The organism is Vibrio sp. Isolate34, from assembly GCF_022397915.1.
GTDB lineage: Bacteria > Pseudomonadota > Gammaproteobacteria > Enterobacterales > Vibrionaceae > Vibrio.
In genome coordinates this window covers 21,427-36,220 of the sequence record NZ_JAKEUO010000005.1, presented here as the reverse complement: position 1 = coordinate 36,220, position 14,794 = coordinate 21,427, and the positions used below count along the sequence as shown (strand labels likewise).

Here is a 14,794-nt window from a genome sequence, read left to right as displayed (position 1 = left end):
GAGGCAATTCCTCAATTATATAGCCTACTAAAATTAGTAAACTAGTACTGCGCGACGGTTTTTAGCGTACACATCTTCAGATTGACCTAGAAGAAGTGGCTTCTCTTCACCGTAGCTTACGATAGAGATTTGGTCTGCTTGAACACCTAGAGCTTGTAGGTATTTCGCTACAGCTTGTGCACGACGCTCGCCAAGTGCGATGTTGTACTCAGGAGTACCGCGCTCATCAGCGTGACCTTCGATAGTAACGTTCATGTCAACGTTCTTAACTAGGTAAGCTGCGTGAGCTGCTAGCATTTCTTCGTAATCGCCAGCGATAGTAGAGTTATCGAATGCGAAGTAGATTGTTTGAGTTTCACGTAGCGCTTGCTCTTTAAGCTCTTGCTCAGACAGTTGACCGTTAGCGTCAATTGGCGTTACAACAGTTGTGTCTACGTTGCCTTCTGAACCTGAAGTTGTTTGGTTGCTTTCAGTACCAGATGTTGCAGATGTTGCTTCATCAGTTGAGCTACATGCCGTTACTGCCATCACTGGTAGTGCAATCATCAAGCCTTTAAGAACTTTGTTAAGTTGCATCTTTTTTTCCTTACGTTATCAAACTTAGTTTCTACAGCGACTAAGTGCTATAGATAGTTAAACGCCACAATAGTTAACACTATCAATAGCTAATAGAATGTATCACTTAAACTAGAGGAACGGTGACCATGCAGGCGCTCTTACACGTCCGTTGGTTGCCGGTAATCTAGCTTTGAAACGGCCATCGATAGAAACCATCGATAGTACGTTTGTCTTGTTGTAAATAGAGCTATAGATAACCATACCTCCATTCGGTGCAATACTTGGGGATTCGTCTAACAATGTTTTTGTTAGTACCTGAACCGCACCTGTTTCCAAATCTTGCTTAGCCAAGTTAAAACCTGAGTTGCTACGATTTACCATGATTAGGAATCGTCCATCAGGTGTGATCTGGCCACCTAAGTTTTGGCTACCTTGCCAAGTAATACGAGAAGTCGAATTATTTGACAAATTTACATTATAAATCTGTGGTTTACCACCACGATCCGATGTGAAAATTAGAGACTTGCCATCTGGGTGCCAGAATGGTTCAGTATTATTCGAACGGCCGCGGGTAATTTGAGTCAACTTACGGCTAGCAAGGTCAAGTGTGTACACCTGAAGGCTGCCCGTTTTCGACAATACCAATGCCAATGTTTTACCATCTGGCGAGAATCTTGGCGCACCATTGTGACGAGGGTATGACGTCACTTTCTCACGTTCACCCGTGTAAATATTCATGATGAATATTTCAGCTTGGCCATTCTGGAAGCTCACATAAGCCAGCTTTTTACCGTCTGGAGACCATGCAGGTGACATTAGAGGCTGCTTAGAACGAAGGACTAAACGCTCGTTAAAGCCATCGTAGTCTGCAACACGAAGTTGGTATGGGTATTGGTCTTTGTCGTTCACTACCACGTAAGAGATGCGAGTTAAGAACGCGCCTTTCTCACCAGTTAGCTCTTCATACACTAAGTCAGAAATACGGTGCGCGTACTCTCTCAAGCGTTTGCCAGGAACCGTAGCCTTCTTATTGAACAACACGTGGTCTTTAGAAAGAACCAATTGGCCTTCATCGCTAAGTGCACGGCTTTGCCCTTTAGTCAGTTGACCACGAACAATGTCGATCAATTGGTAATTCACCACATACTGCCCTTCGGCATTTTTAGTGATGCTACCGGTAAGCAATGAATCAACACCTAGGTTGGTCCAAACATCAAAGTTAACCTCAGTTTCGCTGTAAGGCGTTTGAGGCATTTTGCTTGTCGCAACTGGGCTGAATTTACCACTGCGCTGTAAGTCAGAAGCGATAACCGCTGATACATCGTGTGGCAGTGGCTCTGCGCCTTCCCAGCGGAAAGGTACAATAGCGATAGGTCGTGCAGAGTTAATGCCGTCTGTAATAACCAGCTCCAGCGCCGCATGTGCAAACTGGCTGCTTGTCGCTATTACAAAAACAAAACTCAGTAATAGTTTTTTTAACACAAGTTCGTCCTTTTACTCTGGTGATACAGTTAAGTTAATGTCTTTCAGTGATTTCACAATGTCAGGGTCTTTAGGCAATGGGTAAGATTGCACTTGTGCCACCGCACGCTTGGTTGCTGCGCACAAACGGCTATCGCCATCCAAAATGCTTAAGCTACCCAAAATCGCGTTTGAGCCCGTTGGGATAAGCTTCAAGTTCACTCGGCACGAGCGCCCTCTGTAGCTGTCTTCTAACAATAGGTTCTGCTGAATCAGTTGGGTATAAATAGCGCCGTAACGCTGTGCTTCATCACTAATAAATTGTTGTCTTGCCGAAGAGTTTTGAGTCGCTTCAGTTTCAAGACCAGCAAAGATGTCGTTCAATGCCGCTTCTTGTTGTTTGCGCTCTTTTTCCGCTCTCGCTGCCGCTTCCTTCGCTTTACGGGCTTCCTCTGCTGCAGCTGCGGCTTCTTTCTCTTTCGCTATACGTTGCTTCTCAGCACGCTCAGCGGCTTCTTTTTCTTTACGAGCTTTTTCAGCAGCCTCTTGCGCGGCTTTTTCTTTTGCCACGCGTTCTTGTTCAGCTTTCGCGATAGCAGCTTCTTTGGCTTTACGCTCATTTTCAGCTTTCACCAACGCCGCTTCTTTCAACTTGCGGTCAGCTTCGGCTTTAGCGGCTTTCTTTTGTTCTTGCTGTAAACGCGCTTCTTCAGCTTTGCGTTGTTTCTCGTTCTCGATACGTCGTTTTTCAGCCTCTCGAGCGGCTTTTGCATCCTTCGCTTGTTGCTCTTTTAGCTTACGGATGTTTTCTTCTTCCGCTTTACGATTCTTTTCCAGTCGTTCACTTTCACGTCTAAGTTTGTCTAGACGCTCTTGCTCTTTCTTGCTCGCCGCTTCTCGCTGTTGACGAATCTGTTGGGCTTGCTGGCGAACCAACTGAGGATCAATCACCACAGCCTGAACCATTTGGCCAGTCGGCTTAGGTTCTGACATCGTGAAATCCGCTCCCCAAATGAGCGCAACGAATAAAATGACGTGCAGCCCAAGTGAAATAAGAAGCGGTTTTCTGAAACTATTGGATTTTTTATTAGTCGCTTTCATGAATGCTACGGAGCTATTCCCTTATATCCGTTAAAAGGCCAACCTTTGGCACACCTGCACGGCTTAATTCATCAAGTAATAAAACCACTTCAGCGTAAGGCGTTGCGGCATCACCGCCAACCGCCACTGGAGAATTCGGCTTCAAAGACAACTCAGCTTTCACTCGGACGATAATATCTTCCATAGATAAGCCACGTTGTACTTCTTCGTCATTCACGCTCAAACCAAGCTCACCGTCTTTGTTCACTTCAACGATAATAAAGCTCGCGTTATCGTCACCCAAAAGATCTTGTGCAGACTTAGCCGTTGAAGCCTGAGGCAATTCAACGTCGACACCTTGAGTCACAAACGGTGAAGTCACCATAAAAATGATCAGCAAAACAAGCATAACGTCGATGTAAGGTACAACGTTAATCTCCGCTGTCATTTTGCGTTTTTTAGGTTGGTATCCAGCCATCTATTATTCCCTGCCAGCCATCGCTTGACGGTGAAGAATGCTGTGGAACTCTTCAGAGAAAGTCGCGTAGTTGTGTTCTAGCTTACCTACTCGACTGCTGAAGCGGTTGTACGCCATTACTGCAGGAATTGCGGCGAACAGACCCATTGCCGTTGCAATAAGTGCTTCTGCAATACCAGGAGCAACCATAGCTAGTGTCGCTTGCTTCACTTCACCTAAAGCGATGAATGAGTGCATGATGCCCCAAACCGTACCAAATAGGCCGATGTAAGGGCTGATAGAGCCGACTGTCGCTAAGAAAGGTAAGTTAGTTTCTAGCTCGTCTACTTCGCGGGCTACGGCAACGCGCATTGCACGACCAGTGCCTTCCATGATGAAGTCAGGAGACGTTGCGTTTGATTTACGAAGGCGAGCAAATTCAGTGAAGCCTGCGTAGAAAATCTCTTCGGTACCAGAAAGCTCATCTTTGCGCTTATTGCTCTCTTGATACAATTTAGCCAGATCAACACCAGACCAGAACTTATCTTCAAACACTTCAGTTTGTTTAGAAGCTTGAGATAACACTTTACTTCTTTTTATGATCATCGCCCAAGACACAACAGACATGCCCATAAGAGTCAGCATGACCATCTTAACTAGTAAACTAGCTTCTAAAATTAGGCCTAAGATTGAGATTTCAGCAGTCACTATTCGTTAGCTCCGTAAGAATAAATGTTGGCATTGCCTTTGGTTTCATTTTTTGATTGTCGATACATGCTACCTTAACCATTGCTTTACACAATGCTTTGCCATCAGGATTTACGATCTCTTGACAGAAGACCAAGGTAGCTCGCTTCAACTCGTAAATATTTGTAATGACTTGTAAAGAATCATCAAGGCGCGCGCCTTGAATAAAATCTATGTCCATATGTCGGACTACAAAACCGATGTTTTGTTCTAATAATACCTGCTGAGAAACGCCAATTGAGCGCAACATCTCAGTTCGAGCGCGTTCAAAAAATTTGAGATAGTTAGAATGGTACACCACGCCACCGGCATCGGTGTCTTCGTAATATACGGTTACTGGCCACGTAAACGGCTTCGATAATCCCTGCAAATTGATTCCACAACCTTAAAACGGTAATGAGATTACTATAACCTAACTCATTATCATTAATAGTATATGGCAGTGAATTTTTTGAGTTTGGAGACGAAAAAAAAGGCCATCTGTATAAGATGACCTCTTTTTGACTAAAAACCCAACAGTTACCTAGGTTTACTTTGTTATAAACCTAATTCACAACCTTATTTAGATAAGGCGCAGCACCGTTAGGTAGAGCAAAATTGTGAGCGAAACGTACGGGCTAAACAGCAGCTGCCACATCCAAGCTCTTGGCTTAAATCCGATACCGTAAACCATGCTTGAGCATACTGCCCAGATAAACATTGGCCCGATGATCGCGTTAAAGCCACCGATGCTTGTCGCATACGCTTCAGGATCCCACATTACCAAACCAACATGCATGAAACCCAATACGAGGGATAAAGCTCTTAACAGGGTCTTATCCATTGGTTGATGCAGCTTAGCAACTTGCTCTGCGAGATTACTCACTGTCTTTGTCCATCATTTCTGAATGCTCTAGCCATAGAGCATTGATGATGCCGAATGCACATGCTAGAAGTACACCCAAAATCCATGCGAAATACCACATAAAATTTCTCCTAAGTTATTTCACTTCTAGCTTAGTAAGCTGAAACGTCGTTATCTTCGATGTGTTTCTTATCTAGGCGACCGAACATTTTGTAGTATGTCCAAGTTGTGTAGCCAAGAATCACAGGAACCATTACCGCCGCAACTGCAGTCATAAGACCAAGCGTTAGCTCACTCGCTGTTGAATCCCACATAGTCAAACTATGGTTAGGGTTCAGGCTTGATGGCATTACGAATGGGAACATTGCAAAACCAGCCGTTAAGATAACACCAGCGTTAGACAAGCTTGAGAACAAGAATGCGAAACCACCACGCTCAAAGCGAGATGCAATCACAGCAAGCAGTGGCATTACTACACCTAGAATCGGCGCAGCCCACATTGCTGGATAAGTTTCAAAGTTTGTCATCCAAGCGCCAACTTGAAGTGATACTTCTTTGTTTAGTGGGTTTGAATCAGCAAACGTATCGATAGTGCTCGTAATCACATAGCCTTCGATAGACTGAACCCAGAAACCACCAATAACGAACAGAGCAATAGCAATTAGGCCAGTGATCTGAGCAACGTTACGTGCACGGCTGTGCAGTTCTTCTGTTGTCTTCATTTGAAGCCATGTTGCCCCCTGCATCACGAACAACATTAGAGCCAACACGCCACATAGCAATGCAAACGGATTTAGCAGAGCGAAGAACGTACCGTGGTACTTAGACATCATCAGGTCGTTTAGGTCAAATGGAACACCTTGCATTAGGTTACCAAATGCTACACCGAAGATGATTGGCGGAACTGCGCCACTGAAGCAAAGTGCGTAGTCCCAAGCCTTACGCCATTTTGGCTCTTCAATCTTTGAACGGTAATCAAGAGCAAGTGGACGTAGCCAAAGTGCTGCTAGCGTCACGTACATTGCGAAGTAGAAACCAGAGAAAGACGTCGCGTAAACCAGTGGCCATGCAGCGAACAATGCACCACCAGCCGTAATTAGCCATACTTGGTTGCCATCCCAGTGAGGGGCAATAGTATTCAGCATAATACGACGTTCAGTGTCGCTCTTACCGATAACAGGAGACAGAGCTGCAACACCCATGTCAAAGCCATCAGTTACGGCGAAACCAACCAGTAGAACACCGATCAATACCCACCAAATAAGTCGTAAGCTTTCGTAATCAAACATAATATTCCCTCACTTATACTTCAACTGAACGGCTAACTTTGTCTTCAACAGAGTTATCGTTTTGTTCGAAGTGGTAACGGCCTGTCTTCAAGCTACTTGGACCTTTACGTGCGAATTTCAGCATTAGGTAAACTTCAGCAATCAAGAACACTGTGTACAGTGCCAGGATAGCAAATAGAGAAGTCCAAAGCTGTTCGATAGTTAGTGCTGATGCAGCAACGTTAACCGGCAGGATTTCACCAACCGCCCATGGTTGACGACCAAACTCAGCAACGAACCAACCTGCTTCAATCGCAATCCAAGGCAGTGGGATTGAGAATAGCGCAGCTTTAAGCACCCATGGTTTCTGTTCTATCTTCTGACGACACGTTTGAACAAACGCCGCACCGAAGACAAATAGCATGATGAAGCCACAAGCAACCATCAGACGGAATGACCAGAAAAGAGGCCAAACTGTTGGGATAGAATCATCCGCAGCCATTTGGATTTGGTCTTCTGTTGCATCAACAACTTCGTCTGTGTAGCGCTTAAGAAGTAGACCGTAACCTAGGTCACCTTTCACTTCGTCGAAAGCAGCCATGTTTTCTTCAGACTTGTCGCCTGCACGTAGCTTTTCAAGCAATTCGTACGCGTACATACCCGTGCGGATACGATCAACGTGGTCATCACGTAGGTCACGCAGGCCCGTTACTTCTTTATCGAAAGAACGTGTTGCGATGATACCCATTACGTAAGGAATTTTAATTGCGTAGTCAGTATTCATTGTCTCTTGGTTTGGAATACCAAAAACAGTAAATGCCGCTGGTGCTTCTTCAGTGTGCCACTCTGCTTCTACAGCTGCGAGCTTCACTTTTTGAACTTCACCAAGCTCGTAACCAGATTCATCACCTAGTACGATTACTGACAAGATCGCCGCCATGCCGAAAGACGCTGCAATCGCGAAAGAGCGACGAGCAAAGGCAAGGTCACGACCTTTAAGAATGTAGTATGAACTGATACCAAGGATGAACATTGCACCCGTTGTGTAACCAGACGCTACTGTGTGTACGAACTTAACTTGTGCTACTGGGTTTAGTACAACTTCAGCGAAGCTCACCATTTCCATACGCATGGTTTCAAAGTTAAATTCCGCACCCACTGGGTTTTGCATCCAGCCGTTTGCTACCAAGATCCAAAGCGCAGAGAAGTTAGAGCCAAGTGCTACTAACCAAGTTACCGCTAAGTGTTGACGCTTTGACAGTCTGTCCCAACCGAAGAAGAATAGGCCAACAAAAGTAGACTCTAGGAAGAATGCAACAAGCGCTTCGATAGCTAGCGGAGCACCAAAGATGTCGCCAACATAGTGAGAATAGTAAGACCAGTTAGTACCAAACTGGAACTCCATGGTTAAGCCTGTCGCTACACCAAGAGCAAAGTTAATACCAAACAATTTACCCCAGAACTTGGTCATGTCCTTGTAAATTTGCTTGCCAGTCATTACATAAACTGACTCCATAATGGCAAGTAGAAATGCCATACCTAAAGTCAGTGGAACAAATAGGAAGTGATACATCGCTGTAAATGCAAACTGCAATCGCGACAGATCAACAACATCAATCATGGTAACTCCTTTGTGTCGGCTGAATGACACTTGTGTGATTATTCACCTCAAAAATCCATGTTAAAACAATTTATGTAATTGTTATTACAAATTGAAATTTGTAGCAAAAACGTACCGTTATAGTTAGATTATTGTTAAGCATGAGCTAATATAGCTGGCGCTAATATTACTGGTAAAATCAGTATGTTTCAAAAGGTTTATGGGAGAACCCTGCGTTGATTTGTATCAAATTTATTCGAGCAAATTAGAGTTATTTTTGTACAGTTATGATTAAAATCACACCAATTATGCTTGTCTTAATAACAGCGCATGATATCTGTGACAAATGCTCATCACCGCCTCAACATCAGAATTACAACTACCTATAAAGTATTAACAAAAAATATGACAACTTATTTCATTTTCTGTTACCTAAATCAAACCTGAAATCAAAGTTTCCATTTTTGAAGCACCCTTTTCGACCTTTTTATCGACTCGCTCAAAGAGTTGTTATTCAGTAAAAAGCAAAAAATCCCAGCGCTTATGCAACTGGGATCTTTAAAAATGAATAATTTAACGATTGGAAGGTTTATCTATTCCAAAGTGTAAATACGCTCTGTCGGTCGCGATTCGACCTCTTGGCGTTCTTTGTAGATAACCTTGCTGTATCAAGTAAGGCTCTAACACATCTTCAATGGTGTCTCTCTCTTCACCAATCGCGGCAGCCATGTTGTCGATACCCACTGGACCACCACCAAACTTCTCCATAATTGCGAGTAGAAGTTTTCTATCCATGTAGTCAAAACCTTTAGCATCGACATCCAACATGTTAAGCGCTTTATCGGCAACCTCAGGACAAATATGGCCATCCCCTTTCACTTCCGCATAGTCGCGTACACGGCGCAGTAATCGGTTAGCAATACGAGGTGTACCACGAGCACGACGCGCAACTTCCAATGCGCCTTCAGACTCCATAGATAAACCTAAGCAATCGGCACTGCGCTGAACGATGTTTTGCAGGTCTTCAACTTTGTAGTACTCAAGACGCTGGGTAATACCAAAACGGTCACGCAGCGGAGACGTCAGAGAACCAGCACGAGTCGTCGCGCCAATCAGAGTGAAAGGTGGAAGGTCGATCTTGATTGAGCGAGCCGCAGGGCCTTCACCAATCATGATGTCCAGTTGGTAATCTTCCATCGCTGGATACAACACCTCTTCAACCACAGGGCTTAAGCGGTGGATCTCATCGATGAACAGCACATCATTTTCTTCAAGGTTAGTCAGCAATGCCGCCAAGTCACCTGCTTTCTCTAATACAGGCCCTGAAGTGGTACGAATGTTAACGTCCATTTCATTGGCAACAATATTCGCCAAGGTGGTTTTACCCAAGCCGGGAGGACCAAATATCAACAGATGATCGAGCGCCTCATTACGAAGTTGAGCTGCTTTGATAAAAATTTCCATCTGACCACGGACGTGATCCTGACCTTGATAGTCGGCTAATGCTTTCGGTCGTATCGCACGGTCAATAACATCTTCATCTTTAAAGACCGGATTATCAGGAGCAATGAGGCGATCAGCTTCAATCATAGAGGGTTCCAATTTAAGAGTGTTAACTCTGTTATCTTTAATTCTTGCTTAGTCGCTCACCAATATTGGAGCACTTGAATACTAAGCATATTCTAACGAGATAGTACCCGCTAGAGATTAACGCGATGTAGCATTGAGCTTACATCGCGGTTTCAGTGTCGGTTTTGATTAAACCATCGACTTCAAAGCATCGCGAATCAGTTGTTCGCTCGTCATACCTTCTTTAGCCACTTGAGAAACAACCTTAGATGCTTGAGTCGGTTTGTAGCCTAATGCAAGCAGTGCACTTACCGCTTCTTCTTCAGCGTCGTGAACGGTTGGCATAGAGTCAATCGGTGCAGCGTCCGTCGCAGGCGTAAACAGATCTCCTGCGCCCCAACCTTTCAGGCGGTCTTTCATTTCGACAACCAGACGCTCAGCCGTTTTCTTACCGACACCCGGCAGTTTCACTAGCGTAGAAATATCTTCACGTTCAACACTCTGAACAAACTGACTCGCCGTCATACCGGAAAGAATACCAAGGCCAAGTTTAGGGCCAACACCATTCGCTTTAATGACTTCACGGAACAGCGCACGTTCTTTAACTGTGTTGAAGCCGTAAAGTAGCTGTGCATCTTCACGAACAACAAAGTGAGTATAGATAATTGCCTCTTCGCCGACGTTTGGTAATTCATAAAAACAGCTCATTGGCATTTGAACTTCATAGCCTACGCCACTCACTTCAATTAATAACTCTGGTGGCTGTTTTTCTATTAATGTACCGCGTAGACGTCCGATCACAATTCACTCTCTTGATGGAATATAATTTGAGGGACAGAATATAAAAGAACTGGATGCTTATCCAGTTCTTTGTGTTTATTCAGGTGATTTATTTACGCTTGTTTGGCTTGTGAAACCACGTTATCTAAGCTTTCGACCAGCTCTTTGACAGAGGTAACATGTCCTGTGAGTTCAGAACCATAATTGGCCACTAAGCCTGAGACAGATTTAGTTTCCGCGACACTTTGCGCCACTTCTGAACTCGCGAGATCGAGCTCTTTCAAGGAATTCATCTGCATCGCCATAATGTTGGTGAGTTGATTCACGTCAGTCGAGATCGTTTGAACCTCCGAGATAATGCCATTCATCTCATTCGCCGTGGTTTCAATAATCGCTCGGCCATGTTCCACTTCGTCTTTACTACGGTCCAACAGGGTTCGAATCTCTATTGCGGAATGACTGCTTTTCGCCGATAACTCCCTCACTTGGTCGGCTACAACTGCAAATCCTCTTCCCTGCTCACCTGCGCGAGCCGCTTCTATGGCCGCGTTTAATGCCAGCAAGTTAGTTTGCTCCGCTACTGAAGTAATCAAATCGGCGACTTTCATGATCTCTTGATTACTTTGAATGATCTGAGTGATAGCACTGGTTGAAGCTTCTAATGACTCAGAGCTCTTTTGCGCTTTCTCGCCGACCGCTTCACTGCGTTCTTTCAGCTCACCGACAAACGAGTTGGATTCTTCGATGCCTTGAGTCATTTGATGCAATTGCTGGCTCATCTGTTCTGCGGCACTCGCTTGAGATTCACAGTTAACGTTCAGCACTTCAACTTGAGAATGTAAGTCTCGCGACTGTTGGTCTAAATGCACAGAGACACCCTGCAAGCTTTCTGAATTTGAATTAGCTTGGTCAAGCACCACCGAGAGTCGCCCTTCACTTTGAGTCGCTTGATTGGCAACCTGCTGACTGTCTGAAATCGCTTCTTCGGCCATTTCGATTGCCACTTCTTTTTGCTTGGCGGTAAACGCTTGAGCAATGCAAATCACCACCAGCGGCATAATCACACCAGACCAGGTTTCAACCACCACCGCTTCCGGAGTAAGTACTAACTGCGGAAATTCAAAGCCGTTAAGGTGAGCCGATGTCATCACTAATGAAACTCCTATCACTAACCCACTCCATACCAAGGCGACAATGCGTGTTCCTGACAAGAAAAAAGCGACCACTAACAAAGGAACCCAATAAGCCTGTGTTGATGCCACCACACCACCGCTTTGGTAGATGATATTCAGCGCGTGCACTGCCATACCAACAAAGCCAAAATTGAGTGCAAGGCTCGGTTTACTGGTAACACGCAAGAGCAGTGCGGAGATCAGTTCAAACACAATAAGGAATACAGATGTGGCGATCAGAAGTTGCTCTTCGTGCTTGGTCCATTTGATTAAGCTGTAGACACCCACAAAGAAGGCGATAAAGGTAAAGAGTAATAAGATATCGGCTTGTCTGACTTCGTTGTTACTCCACCCATTACTTTTGGGTAGAAACAGCGCGCGCCACAGCTTGATAGGGTTCATCAGTGATCATCCTTGATTAGCTTGTTAGACCTCCGACCAATGTTAATAACATGTTAAATGATGCGCAATGTTATTATCTGGGTTCTGTTCGAAAGATCTCATTTCATCAAGGATTTAGCAGCGTAGTGTTTTGATATGAGCCAAACAGGGCGCAAGGCTCATCGAGGGAATAAGTTTAGAAGCTGTATGTTAGGAGCTAAAAATAGAATAGGAATTAACGGTAACGCCCTTTTCTAGCACCCGTTGCTTTACCCGCCAGTGCAATCAAGGTTTTATTGGTGTTAGCGTGAGTGATCGCTACGCCCAGGGCATCGGCTGCATCGGCCTGTGGCTTGGCAGGCAATTTAAGCATGCTCATCACCATATTCTGGACCATAGACTTATCTGCACCACCATTACCCGTCACCGCTTGCTTAATCAAACGAGCTGCGTATTCATGAACAGGCAGATCCGCATTTACAGCCGCTACGATCGCGCTGCCCCTAGCTTGCCCAAGCTTAAGCGCTGAGTCCGCATTCTTCGCCATGAAGACCTGCTCTATCGCAAACACATCCGGTTGGAACTGAGTGATGATTTCGCTCACACCTGCATAGATCTGCTTGAGTCGACCCGGTAACTCTTTTTCGGAGGTGCGAATGCAACCACTCCCTAAGTAATATAGGTGGCGGCCATTTTGACGAATAACACCGTAACCGGTAATGCGTGAGCCAGGGTCAATCCCTAAGATAATAGACATAACTTCAAATACTGATTATTTATACATGCTTTATGAGCTTAGTATATCGAACGCAAAAAAAAATGCCCGTCAAATTAACGGGCATTTTATTGTTCTACTGCGAAACTAAGTTCTAAAAAACTAAGCTCTAAAAACTAAGTTCTTTAGAAAGTTAAGCTAATCGTTTGATTAGTCTTCTTTCTTCGCTAGTTTAACTGCGATTGCTAGCTCTTCCAGTGATGCTGGGTTCGCTAGGCTTGGCGCGTCTGTTAACAGACATGCTGCAGCTGTTGTTTTCGGGAATGCGATAACGTCACGGATGTTCTCTGTACCACAAAGTAGCATTGCTAGACGGTCAAGACCGAATGCTAGACCAGCGTGTGGTGGAGTACCGTATTGAAGAGCATCTAGTAGGAAGCCGAACTTCTCTTGTTGCTCTTGTGCTTCGATACCTAGGATACCGAATACAGCCGTTTGCATTTCTGCGTTGTGAATACGTACAGAACCGCCGCCTACTTCGTAGCCGTTGATTACCATGTCGTATGCATCAGAGTTTGCTGCTGCTGGGTTCGCTTTTAGCTCTTCCGCGTTCACACCCAGTGGCGATGTGAATGGGTGGTGCATTGCGTGTAGATTACCTTCGCCGTCTTCTTCGAACATTGGGAAGTCAACAACCCACAATGGAGCCCATGCAGATGTGTCTGTTAGCTCTAGATCAGTACCTAGTTTAAGACGAAGTGCGCCCATTGCTTCAGCAACGATGCCCGCTTTGTCTGCGCCGAACAGAATGATATCGCCAGATTCAGCTTGAGTGCGATCTAGAATACCGTTGATTACGTCTTCGCTTAGGAATTTAGCAACTGGAGATTGAATACCTTCCATGCCTGCAGCACGGTCGTTAACCTTCATCCAAGCTAGGCCTTTCGCGCCGTAGATGTTTACGTGTTCTGCGTAACCGTCGATTTGCTTACGAGTTAGCTTAGCACCACCTGGTACACGGATAACCGCTACGCGACCTTTTTCGTCGTTAGCAGGGCCTGAGAATACTTTGAACTCAACGTCTTTAACTAAGTCAGCAACGTCCACTAGCTCTAGAGGGTTACGTAGATCTGGCTTATCAGAACCGAAACGATGAATCGCTTCAGAGAAAGGCATTACTGGGAATTGACCAAGTTCAACACCTAGAAGCTCTTTCCACATATCGTGAACTAGCTTCTCAGTGATGTTACGTACTTCTTGAGAAGACATGAACGATGTTTCGATATCGATCTGAGTAAATTCAGGCTGACGGTCAGCACGTAAATCTTCATCACGGAAACATTTAACGATTTGGTAGTAACGGTCAAAACCAGACATCATCAGCAGTTGCTTGAACAGCTGAGGAGATTGAGGAAGCGCGTAGAAGCTACCTTTGTGAACACGGCTTGGTACTAGGTAGTCACGAGCACCTTCTGGCGTCGCTTTCGTTAGTACTGGCGTTTCGATGTCTAGGAACAGGTTCTCATCAAGGAAACGACGAACGAAGCTAGAAGCGCGTGCACGAAGCTTGATACGGTCGCTCATTTCTGGACGACGAAGATCGATGTAACGGTACTTAAGACGCTGCTCTTCAGAGTTCGTTTGGTTAAAGTCTAGTGGAAGCGCTTCTGAACGGTTGATGATCTCTAGACCAGTCGCGTAAAGCTCTACTTCACCAGTAGCCATGTCTTTATTTACTTGGCTATCAGGACGAACACGTACTTCACCAGTAAATTTGATACAGAATTCATTACGCAGTTGGTTAGCGATCGGGAAGATATCTTTCATATCTGGATCGACAACAACCTGAACGATGCCTTCACGATCACGCATATCAATAAAGATAAGACCGCCTAAATCACGGCGACGGTTTACCCAGCCGCACAATTCTACAGTTTGTCCCGCCAGGGACTTGTTCAGGTTACCACAGTAATGGGTACGCATAATGAATTTCCCAATCTCTTAATTATTTACTAATTTCCAAGCTGTCGGTGGTCATTCCACACAACAGAGCAAAGAAACATTTATACGCGGAAACTCGCTTAAAATCGACCTTCCACATTCGAATTTATTGTGTTTTATCTGGCTTTGCTGCTTTTTAGCCCATCAAGTGCGCAAAGATT

General features: G+C 44.9%; 15 protein-coding genes. All 15 read right to left on the bottom strand.

Annotation, left to right across the window (positions count from 1 at the left end; translation table 11 throughout):
- Positions 1 to 33: 33 nt before the first annotated feature.
- Positions 34 to 576, bottom strand: coding sequence for a peptidoglycan-associated lipoprotein Pal (gene pal, locus L1D22_RS07235; protein ID WP_017062069.1), 543 nt, complete (start codon positions 574 to 576; stop codon positions 34 to 36).
- A 111-nt stretch (positions 577 to 687) separates the two neighbouring features.
- Entirely contained in the window at positions 688 to 2,040 is a 1,353-nt protein-coding gene (gene tolB, locus L1D22_RS07230; RefSeq protein WP_239829215.1) for a Tol-Pal system beta propeller repeat protein TolB, read from the bottom strand.
- Between the two features lie 12 nt (positions 2,041 to 2,052).
- On the bottom strand, positions 2,053 to 3,120 hold the full coding sequence (gene tolA / locus L1D22_RS07225) for a cell envelope integrity protein TolA (RefSeq protein WP_239829214.1): 1,068 nt from the start codon (positions 3,118 to 3,120) through the stop codon (positions 2,053 to 2,055).
- Between the two features lie 13 nt (positions 3,121 to 3,133).
- Positions 3,134 to 3,577, bottom strand: coding sequence for a protein TolR (tolR, locus tag L1D22_RS07220; protein ID WP_017062072.1), 444 nt, complete (start codon positions 3,575 to 3,577; stop codon positions 3,134 to 3,136).
- A 3-nt stretch (positions 3,578 to 3,580) separates the two neighbouring features.
- Complete coding sequence (gene tolQ / locus L1D22_RS07215; RefSeq protein ID WP_017062073.1) at positions 3,581 to 4,264, bottom strand: protein TolQ; 684 nt, start codon at positions 4,262 to 4,264, stop codon at positions 3,581 to 3,583.
- Complete coding sequence (ybgC, locus tag L1D22_RS07210) at positions 4,254 to 4,673, bottom strand: tol-pal system-associated acyl-CoA thioesterase (RefSeq protein WP_009846376.1); 420 nt, start codon at positions 4,671 to 4,673, stop codon at positions 4,254 to 4,256. The genes tolQ and ybgC overlap by 11 nt, the downstream gene beginning before the upstream one ends.
- 192 nt (positions 4,674 to 4,865) lie before the next feature.
- Positions 4,866 to 5,168 carry a cyd operon protein YbgE gene (gene ybgE / locus L1D22_RS07205; RefSeq protein WP_017630632.1) on the bottom strand — a complete coding sequence of 101 codons (303 nt, stop codon included), beginning with the start codon at positions 5,166 to 5,168 and terminating at the stop codon, positions 4,866 to 4,868.
- Positions 5,161 to 5,268, bottom strand: coding sequence for a cytochrome bd-I oxidase subunit CydX (gene cydX, locus L1D22_RS07200; protein WP_000270284.1), 108 nt, complete (start codon positions 5,266 to 5,268; stop codon positions 5,161 to 5,163). Before cydX ends, ybgE begins: the two co-directional genes overlap by 8 nt.
- Before the next feature lie 31 nt (positions 5,269 to 5,299).
- The gene (gene cydB, locus L1D22_RS07195) at positions 5,300 to 6,436 is read right to left on the bottom strand and encodes a cytochrome d ubiquinol oxidase subunit II (protein WP_239829213.1); all 1,137 of its coding nucleotides are present in this window, start codon (positions 6,434 to 6,436) and stop codon (positions 5,300 to 5,302) included.
- A gap of 13 nt (positions 6,437 to 6,449) precedes the next feature.
- A complete protein-coding gene (gene cydA / locus L1D22_RS07190) occupies positions 6,450 to 8,036 on the bottom strand; it encodes a cytochrome ubiquinol oxidase subunit I (protein ID WP_029405340.1) in 1,587 nt (528 codons plus the stop codon).
- A 552-nt stretch (positions 8,037 to 8,588) separates the two neighbouring features.
- Complete coding sequence (gene ruvB, locus L1D22_RS07185; RefSeq protein ID WP_017062078.1) at positions 8,589 to 9,605, bottom strand: Holliday junction branch migration DNA helicase RuvB; 1,017 nt, start codon at positions 9,603 to 9,605, stop codon at positions 8,589 to 8,591.
- A 168-nt stretch (positions 9,606 to 9,773) separates the two neighbouring features.
- Positions 9,774 to 10,385 (bottom strand): Holliday junction branch migration protein RuvA, encoded by a 612-nt coding sequence (gene ruvA / locus L1D22_RS07180; protein WP_008219934.1) that lies wholly within the window; start codon positions 10,383 to 10,385, stop codon positions 9,774 to 9,776.
- 92 nt (positions 10,386 to 10,477) lie between these two features.
- Entirely contained in the window at positions 10,478 to 11,938 is a 1,461-nt protein-coding gene (locus L1D22_RS07175; RefSeq protein ID WP_239829212.1) for a methyl-accepting chemotaxis protein, read from the bottom strand.
- A gap of 214 nt (positions 11,939 to 12,152) precedes the next feature.
- Positions 12,153 to 12,674 (bottom strand): crossover junction endodeoxyribonuclease RuvC, encoded by a 522-nt coding sequence (ruvC, locus tag L1D22_RS07170; protein WP_008219936.1) that lies wholly within the window; start codon positions 12,672 to 12,674, stop codon positions 12,153 to 12,155.
- A gap of 168 nt (positions 12,675 to 12,842) precedes the next feature.
- Complete coding sequence (gene aspS, locus L1D22_RS07165) at positions 12,843 to 14,615, bottom strand: aspartate--tRNA ligase (RefSeq protein ID WP_239829211.1); 1,773 nt, start codon at positions 14,613 to 14,615, stop codon at positions 12,843 to 12,845.
- Positions 14,616 to 14,794 lie beyond the last annotated feature (179 nt).